This window comes from Limisphaera ngatamarikiensis, assembly GCF_011044775.1.
In the GTDB taxonomy this organism is placed as follows: Bacteria; Verrucomicrobiota; Verrucomicrobiia; order Limisphaerales; family Limisphaeraceae; genus Limisphaera; species Limisphaera ngatamarikiensis.
On the sequence record NZ_JAAKYA010000073.1, the window covers coordinates 1 to 4,548 of the forward strand.

At 59.8% G+C, this 4,548-nt stretch carries 4 protein-coding genes; all 4 read right to left on the bottom strand.

Annotation, left to right across the window (positions count from 1 at the left end):
• Positions 1-138: 138 nt before the first annotated feature.
• Positions 139-519: a hypothetical protein gene (locus G4L39_RS10830; protein WP_165108165.1), complete on the bottom strand. Its 381-nt coding sequence runs from the start codon at positions 517-519 to the stop codon at positions 139-141.
• Positions 520-572: 53 nt separating this feature from the next.
• Positions 573-1,052 carry an RHS repeat-associated core domain-containing protein gene (locus G4L39_RS15930; protein WP_165108167.1) on the bottom strand — a complete coding sequence of 160 codons (480 nt, stop codon included), beginning with the start codon at positions 1,050-1,052 and terminating at the stop codon, positions 573-575.
• Positions 1,053-1,687: 635 nt separating this feature from the next.
• The gene (locus tag G4L39_RS10840) at positions 1,688-2,194 is read right to left on the bottom strand and encodes a hypothetical protein (protein ID WP_165108169.1); all 507 of its coding nucleotides are present in this window, start codon (positions 2,192-2,194) and stop codon (positions 1,688-1,690) included.
• Between the two features lie 313 nt (positions 2,195-2,507).
• Positions 2,508-3,890: an RHS repeat domain-containing protein gene (locus tag G4L39_RS10845; protein WP_165108171.1), complete on the bottom strand. Its 1,383-nt coding sequence runs from the start codon at positions 3,888-3,890 to the stop codon at positions 2,508-2,510.
• Positions 3,891-4,548 lie beyond the last annotated feature (658 nt).

The window sequence follows — 4,548 nt, forward strand, 5'->3', positions numbered from 1 at the left end:
GGTCCCCTGCCGCAGCGGCCCGGCACCGTCCGGGTCCGGCTGCACCGTCTGCACCACCAGATCCGCCGCGTTATCGATATCGCACCTGGCGCCACCACGACTCCACGCACTCCACACCTTGTCCGCACTCCATCCGGCTCACTCACCTTTTCTCCTGACCACAACAGAACCGTCGCTAAGCCCGAGTACTATGCGGCGCGGATCCCGCACATTCTGTTCCTCAATGAGCACAGCGCCGGGATACTCCTCATTCGTCACAATAAGTCGGTAACAAGGCTGCCCGGAAACTGCCGGGATGGGGGTGTTCAGTTCGATGCCCTTTCTCCGCAGAGACTCTATCAGTTCCTCCACCGTGGTTGCCTCCGGGTGCTCCCGATACGCCCTCAACAACCACCGCACATCCTCAATGCGAAGCTTTAACTTGCGCTCATCTATGGCCTGTATTACCACAGAGCCTATCCATACCACGACTACCAGAATCCCTATGCACCCAATCCATCGTATGCCACGCCGTTTCATAAGCATCTCTTGACGAGTTCACAATCCAGACACAGCCAATGGTGTTTGCCCAATCAAAGCCCACACTGATATCTAAAGCACACCGAGCACTCTCGCTTGTTACAGTCAAAACACCTTCTCGGAACCAGTATCCGATTTATGCAAAGGATCCCCACGTGGGTGAACGTGACACTTTCACCCAGGTTCGCATTCGCGCACACTGCGCGTCCCCGATCCGTTATGATTACGTTTTTCTTGGATGATGGAAATCCCTTGTCAGGCGCTGTGTAACTGCATTCACACAACAACCCACCTTGCAATCCAAGGTTGTCCAGCCCAAGCACGGCACGATTCCTTACAAAGCAGTACTCACCCTCAACCAAACCCCGATTCATCCCTGTTTCATCATCGTCATCTCCCAATAGGCTGGAGAAGGCCGTTTCCAATATGGGATCGCGGCTCAACCACCTTCCCAGGGCGGGACTGTAGGCCCGGTATTCGTACAGCACCAGGCCCGTGCCGTCCTCCGTCCGCTTCGTGCTGAACCGGATCACATTGTCTTCCGCTATTGGACTGCTAACACGGTCGGCCTTGCTTCAGCCGCCATACATCCCCAGAGTGCTGCCTGTCTCTCGCAAGAGATCATAAGCCTTCGGACCTGAGGTCGCAACCGATCGATGCACCGTGCGGTCCTTCCATTTGCCAGGCGGAATCCTGCGACGTTATGTTACCAACGACGTGCAACGGCAACCAGGTATTACTGCCTTACGCCCACGATATTCACTACGACCCCGTACACCACAGTAAGCCATAACGGAAGTGCATAGAAGCACATCCTGAAGAGAGAACTAGTTGCAAGCCCGAGCTTTGTGAAGAACGCATAACACAACACGTCGGCCACAACAAACATCAGGGCCAGATTGCGAGCAACCCAGCCGATGTCGGTCGCCATCAGAAGCAATGCAAGGACTACAGCCTGCACTCCAATCCCGATCGCCAGCACTTCTCTTCGGGCTGCGCGCGTTACTCGCATATGGTTTTACTCTCCGCCTACCAGCGCATTTTCACAGGCCTCCATGGCTGAATTGGCACAGTCTTCCCCACCAATTACCGGACAGTAGTGATGCGGAACCTCGTGGATCAGAAGCGATGCAATTCCTATTGCTGACAAACTACCAACTTCTCCGACTCACCGTTTCCGCAGAGCCGCCTCGAGCCGCCGCACGCCCTCTACCGAACTGATGTTAAACTCCATCGCCGCTACTGCCACTGGCGTCATTACCGTGACAACTTCTGCAGACTCCCCATTAATCGTGATGACAATCTTTTCACCCACGTGGGCGCCGGTGAAGTCCTTGAGCGCCTCTACCAGTGCGGGGTCCAGCTCCACCCGTACCCTGACAGGAGCCTGCAGCTCCCCACTGTCGGACGCATTGGCATGAAGCGGCTGGACAAACACCTTCGCCTGCGTCAGCACCAACCCGTTAGTGGTATTACCTGCATCCCCCAATGTCCCCTGTTGAGAGCGCGACGCCACCAGATTCTCATACTCTGGCGCGGCAGGATAAAGCCCCACATCGGCAGTCCAAGGGCCGAGGAGCGCGCCATCGCTGGTCGGTTCGTTTGGACCCAAGGCCCACGTTACATGCGAGATATAATTGTTCGTGATTGTCACAATTACACCCATCACCCTCATGGTCTGGTTTGTACCAAAGAGGGGCTCAGGTACCACAGGATAGAGCCAGTGCTCGCACCCTTCGCTCCTTACGACGAATGAGGGCTCTCCCACCTCCTTTACCAGTTGGGCACTCGGCTTGCCTGAGGCCGCCAGCTCAAGCAGTTGTTCATACTCCAAGAGGCGCCTTGTCCCATCAAGCGCTATCGCCTCCAAGCCGGGCTGCCCTGACCTGTCGCCATGCTTTGAGCATCCGTCTCCCGTTACCACGGCCACTGTCATCAGAGCAGCTGCCCAACCCCATGCCCCGTGAGCCTTTGGGAATGTCATGATCCTATGAGCCTCCACATTTCAGCAGTTCGAAGTACAAAACAAGCCTGTACGGATACCCCGTGGGACACGCGGGCCATAGTGAAGTGCCCGGTGCGTTATGAAACGCCTTTACCTGGCTGCAATCCTTATCGTGCAAAACGGACTGCACCCTATAAAGCTGCGTCCGCCCAAAACAACATCGGTAGCACACAAAGATACTACAGCAACGCCGCTTACAGTCAGGTTTCAATTGTCTTTCACACTCCCGAATGCCATCATTTACTTGCCAGCGGTTAAACAACATGGTTCCAACGTCCGCACAAAAGGCAATCGCACCTCCTGCTGCACTGCCCGGATTTGACGGCGGCCCTCCGGGGGGCTGGCGAGGGGGTTTACCCGGCGGCGTCCGGGGCGGAGGCGGCGGTCTGGGCATGCCCACTCGATCGTCACCAGCCGGAGGATGCTTGGGAGGAAGAATCGGTGGAGGCAGAGGAGGTTCCCCGGGCCTCGGCTTGGGCCACGCCGGAGGAATCACAGGATTCGGAAGTGGGCCGTCGTCATAAGCACTGGCGCCCGACCAACCATGACCCAAATAGGCACTCTTCCAGCCACCAGCCAATGCCGGGGCAACCTGCACGCCCGCATTATCGGTGAACCCAATGGCTCCATTCGCCCGGAATGCAACCACATTCGCTCCACCCTGCTCTTCAATCGGATCCCTGCTAAGCCAACGGCCCAAGCCGGGACTGTAGGCGCGGTATTCGTACAGCACCAGGCCCGTGCCGTCCTCCGTCCGCTTCGTGCTGAACCGGAACGGATTCCACCCCGCCGCAGCGCCCGTCAGCCGCAAAGGCTCCCCAAACGGGCCATACTCGTACCGGGCAGTCTCGGTACCGGTGCTCGCGGACACCAGGTTCCACACGTTCCCATTGCCGTCATACGTCACAAAGTGCACCCCCGCAGCAGGTCCACCGCTCAACCGCACCCACAACAACCCGCCCACACCACCCGCTCCGTCCAGGCTTTCCGAAAGATCCAATCCCCACACGTACGAACGCACCAGCGCGCCGTTCGTCCCGTTCAGCTCCGCAATGTGCCGCCCAAACCACACGGGATCACTCACCAGCTTCAGATCCTCCACCACCTGCCACGCGCTGTTGGTCCAGAGGTACCGCACCTGCCGTACCCGACGCCCCAACGCATCGTACGTCCAGTCCACCCGACGCCGATCCGGGTTGCCCCAGCTCATCACGCGCACCAGCCGGTTCTCAGCGTCCCAACTGTACACCCACCGACCGTCCCGGACAAGATTCCCGTCCAGGTCGTAGTTCATCAACTCCGGCGTCTGCACCACCACCGCCGTCCGCACCTCGCCCTGCAGCCGGTCCCGTCGGTCCAGAGGCATGGAGGGATCGAACCACAGAGGCACAGAGGACACGGAGAACGGGCACAAGAGAGGGCGCAAAGCATGTCGCGATCTCTATGGCGGCAGTTGGTGCCCGGCAAAGTGTTCCGCAGCCTTTTACCGCTGCAAGGAGCCGGCTGGCCGGTACACCTGCTTGCGACTGGCAGGCTACTACGGTCGCCTTCCAGCGGACCGCCAGGATGCGGTCCATCCCGGCTTGGCCGATCCGCACGGCCTCCAGCAACGTGGCTGTGCCGCGGGAGGGGCACAGTCCAACGTGGCCGGCATTCTTGCGGACCGCGGGGACGCGGTCCCTCCCATGGGGCCTTGTGGGAGGGGCACAGTCCTCTGCACCCGATACTCCTGCGGACGGCGGGGACACGGTCCCTCCCGACCTGTCGGAGCTCGCAAGGGCACCCAGCCATCGGGTGTGGTTGCAGGTTCCGTAGAGGCGCCCGTGGTCTGCCTTTGCTTGCGGACCGCGAGGCCGCGGTCGCTCCCAAGGGACCCTGTGGGAGGGGCACACTCCTCTGTGCCCGATATTCTTGCGGACGGCGGGGACGCCGTCCCTCCCATGCGACCTTCTGGGAGGGGCGCAGTCCTCTGCGCCCGACACGCCCGCAGACCGCGGGGACGCGGACCCTACCAGGGAACGATC

Coding starts and splice junctions, on each gene's coding strand:
- G4L39_RS10840 (WP_165108169.1), bottom strand. CDS start 2,194: ATGAGGGTGATGGGTGTAATTGTGACAATCACGAACAATTATATCTCG.
- G4L39_RS10845 (WP_165108171.1), bottom strand. CDS start 3,890: ATGCCTCTGGACCGACGGGACCGGCTGCAGGGCGAGGTGCGGACGGCG.
- G4L39_RS10830 (WP_165108165.1), bottom strand. CDS start 519: ATGAAACGGCGTGGCATACGATGGATTGGGTGCATAGGGATTCTGGTA.